The 3,495-nt window shown below is 41.3% G+C and carries 3 protein-coding genes; 2 read left to right on the top strand and 1 reads right to left on the bottom strand.

Annotated features, from left to right (window positions below; translation table 11 throughout):
* Nucleotides 1–16: 16 nt before the first annotated feature.
* On the bottom strand, nucleotides 17–289 hold the full coding sequence (locus RM347_RS35525; protein WP_322718827.1) for a hypothetical protein: 273 nt from the start codon (nucleotides 287–289) through the stop codon (nucleotides 17–19).
* On the opposite strand from RM347_RS35525, the gene RM347_RS35520 reads away from it, so the two are divergent.
* Nucleotides 216–368, top strand: a complete 153-nt coding sequence (locus tag RM347_RS35520) for a zinc ribbon domain-containing protein (RefSeq protein ID WP_260446077.1) — start codon at nucleotides 216–218, stop codon at nucleotides 366–368. The two genes, RM347_RS35525 and RM347_RS35520, sit on opposite strands and share 74 nt — an antisense overlap.
* Before the next feature lie 23 nt (nucleotides 369–391).
* Entirely contained in the window at nucleotides 392–3,370 is a 2,979-nt protein-coding gene (locus RM347_RS35515; protein WP_322718826.1) for a Tn3 family transposase, read from the top strand.
* The last annotated feature ends 125 nt before the right edge of the window (nucleotides 3,371–3,495 follow it).

Raw genomic sequence — 3,495 nt, 5'->3', positions numbered from 1 at the left:
CAAACCCCGGCACGAATTATGCAAACAATTGCAAACTGCTTAATTGATAAGCGTTTCCGCTTTTCTTAGTGCCATTCGCTAAAGGCGGTTTAGCTGCGGCGTTGGGAATACCACCGGAGTACCTAGATGCGGCAGCGAAGAAAGTCTCCCCAGAAACAATAACTACGTTAAAATTTTGTCCTAAATGTTGGACTCCAGGAACTACCCCTGACCAAATGTGGACAGATTTACGGTCGAAGTATTGCTTTGCTTGTGGCACAGCTTTACGGAATCGCTGTGTTAGTTGCAATGAACCAATTATGTCATTGAAATTTAAATTCTGCCCTTACTGTGGCGCGAATTATAAACAAAATCAAACTACTTCTTAAAAACTGAATATCCAGGTATCTAATTGGCAACGCGCGAACTTTTATCTCCGACACAACGACTTCAATTTACTGAAATCCCCGATTCTATCACGACAAGAGATATAGCTCGCTACTATACTTTTAGTAATGACGAACTCAAAGTTATCAAAGAGCGTCGTAGACCACACAATCGTCTTGGTTTCGCCGTACAGTTATCTTACCTACGCTTCCCCGGTCGTGTTTGGAGTCTAGGAGAAATAGTACCAGAATCTGTACTGTTTTATATTGCATCTCAATTAAAACTTGACCTGACAATCATTACCGAATATTCTCAAAGGGATACAACTCGACGCGAACATCTGGCAGAAATTCAAAATAATTTCGGATTTCATACTTTTAATATATCTACATACAAGCAATTCTCAAAATGGTTATTACCTTTTGCAATATCGTCAGATAAAGGGATGGCGCTTGTAGGAGCGTTGATTGATGAGATGCGCTTGCGGCAAATTATTATTCCAGCTATTTCTACGGTAGAACGTTTAGCCTGGGAGGTCAGACATCGCGCTCAAAAATTAGTATGTCTTGAGTTGACCAAAAGTTTGACAACATTACAAAAGATGGCGCTGGATAAGTTATTAGTTGTAGAGCCTGATAAAAAACTGACTGATTTAATTTGGCTACGTCAACCACCAGGTCAGGCTAATCCAAGGAACTTTTTAAAAGTGGTGGAACGACTGGAGTTTATTCGCCATCTCAATCTCGACTCTGGATGCTTGAAACGAGTACACCAAAATCGTCTACTGCAATTTACTAGAACTGGCGCGAAGTCTACACCTGCTCACCTATCTAGGTTGGATGAATTGAGACGCTATGCTATTTTAGTTGCTTTTCTCATTGAATGGAGTACGTCATTAGTCGATTATGCCATAGAAATGCACGATAAAATGATGGGTAAATTGTTTAACAAGAGTGAGCATCAGCACGGCGATAAATTTCAACGCGATGGCAAAGCGATTAATGAGAAAGTCCGATTATATGCTCAAGTAGGTAAGGCGTTGATTGCTGCTAGAGATGAGTCAATTGATGCTTATGAAGCGATTGAATCAGTCTTAAATTGGGAAAAGTTTATTAGTAGTGTTGCCGAAGCTGAAAAACTAGCCAGACCCGCAGATTTTGATTATCTTGAACTGCTTGATAATCGTTATTCACAATTGAGAAGGTATACACCAAAATTGTTGTCAGCGTTTGAATTTAAAGCTACTGGAGCCAGTTTACCGATTCTAAAAGCTTTGTCAGTCATTAAAGAATTAAATATATCTGGTGGTCGAAAAGTACCGGAATCTGCGGATATTAGTTTCGTTAAACCTCGTTGGTTAAAACACGTAGTTAAAGGCGATACTATTGACCGTCACTACTATGAGATGTGTGCTTTAGCTGAATTACGCAGTGGCTTGCGTTCTGGGGATATTTGGGTAGCAGGCTCGAAGCAGTTCCAAGATTTTGAGGATTATCTATTAGCAGATAGCTCATGGCAGTCAATGTGTTCTTCTCAAACGATACCTGTGGCAGTAACGACGGATTTCACTACTTATATTGAACAACGCTCACTTGAATTGTCTGAACAATTAGCGCTTGTTTCTTCTTTAATGGCAGAAAAGAAACTGGTTGATGTCAGGATAGAGAACGAACAGTTAATTATCACTCCTCTTACCAATGCTGTCCCAAAGGAGGTTGATGGATTTAGCAGAACAGTTCATAGTTTACTGCCAAGAATTAAGTTGACTGATTTGTTAGTAGAAGTTGATTCTTGGACGCAATTTACGAAACATTTTACGCATTTACATTCGGGAGAACAAGTAGCTGATAAAGTTGTTTTGTTAAGTGCCTTGCTTGCTGATGGTATTAATTTAGGTTTAACGCGGATGGCGGACGCAACTCAAGGAATGTCTTTTGAGCGTTTAGCTTGGGTGGCGGATTGGTATATTCGAGATGAAACTTATTCCAAGGCTTTAGCTGAGGTAGTGAATTTTCATGCACAGATCCCATTTGCTGCTTATTGGGGTGATGGGACAACATCTTCTTCTGATGGCCAACGGTTTAAAGCAGGTGGACATCGCAGTTTTAATGAAGAGATCAATGCCAAGTATGGTAAGGATAGAAGCGTGATTTTTTACACGCATATTTCCGACCAGTATGCTCCATTTCACGTTAAGGTAATTAACGCCACGATTAGGGATGCAACACACGTTTTGGATGGTTTGTTGTATCACGAGAGTGATTTACAGATTCAGGAGCATTATACAGATACAAGCGGTTATACCGAGCATGTGTTTGCGATGTGCCATTTGCTGGGATTTAGATTTGCACCCAGAATGCGAGATTTACCTGATAAGAAATTGTATACTTTTGAACCTAGTTCCCCTGATTCGGTTTTAGCACCCCTACTAGGTGACAGGATTAATGTGAAATTGATTCAGGAGTCTTGGGATGAGATTCTACGCCTTGCTAGTTCAATTCGGACGGGGACGGTGACTGCTTCTTTGATGTTAAGGAAATTAGCTTCTTATCCTCGGCAGAATCGTTTAGCTTTAGCTTTGCGGGAGTTGGGAAGGATTGAGCGAACTGTGTTTACCTTGGAATGGTTGCAGAGTCCAGAACTGCGGCGACGGGCGACGGCTGGTCTAAACAAGGGTGAGGCGAAACATACTCTGAAAAGAGCGGTGTTTTTTAATCGGCTGGGGGAATTGCGCGATCGCTCTTATGAAGACCAGTTCTATCGGGCCAGTGGGTTAAATTTAGTGATTGCTGCTATTGTTCTGTGGAATACAGTGTACTTAGAAAAAGCCGTTGATTATTTGCAGAAACAGGGGATGGATATTCCTGAAGAATATTTGCAACATTTGTCACCGTTGGGTTGGGAGCATATCAATCTCACTGGCGATTATGTGTGGAATTTGAAGCAGGCGACCAGTTTTGACCAGTTGCGTCCTTTGCGGATTAAGGAAAATAAGTATCGCTGAAATGCTTATGTGATATGGGTTTCAGCCTTAGCGTACAATTTTCCCGTTTTGGGTGCGACACGATGGCGCACGAAGGGTTGGAAGCCCTTATATATAAAGCTTCCAAAAGATGAGCGAGGAACCGA

The organism is Nostoc sp. ChiQUE02, from assembly GCF_034531305.2.
Lineage (GTDB): Bacteria > Cyanobacteriota > Cyanobacteriia > Cyanobacteriales > Nostocaceae > Nostoc.
The sequence above is the reverse complement of the archived record's forward strand: the minus strand, read 5'-3'. Positions and strand labels throughout refer to the sequence as shown.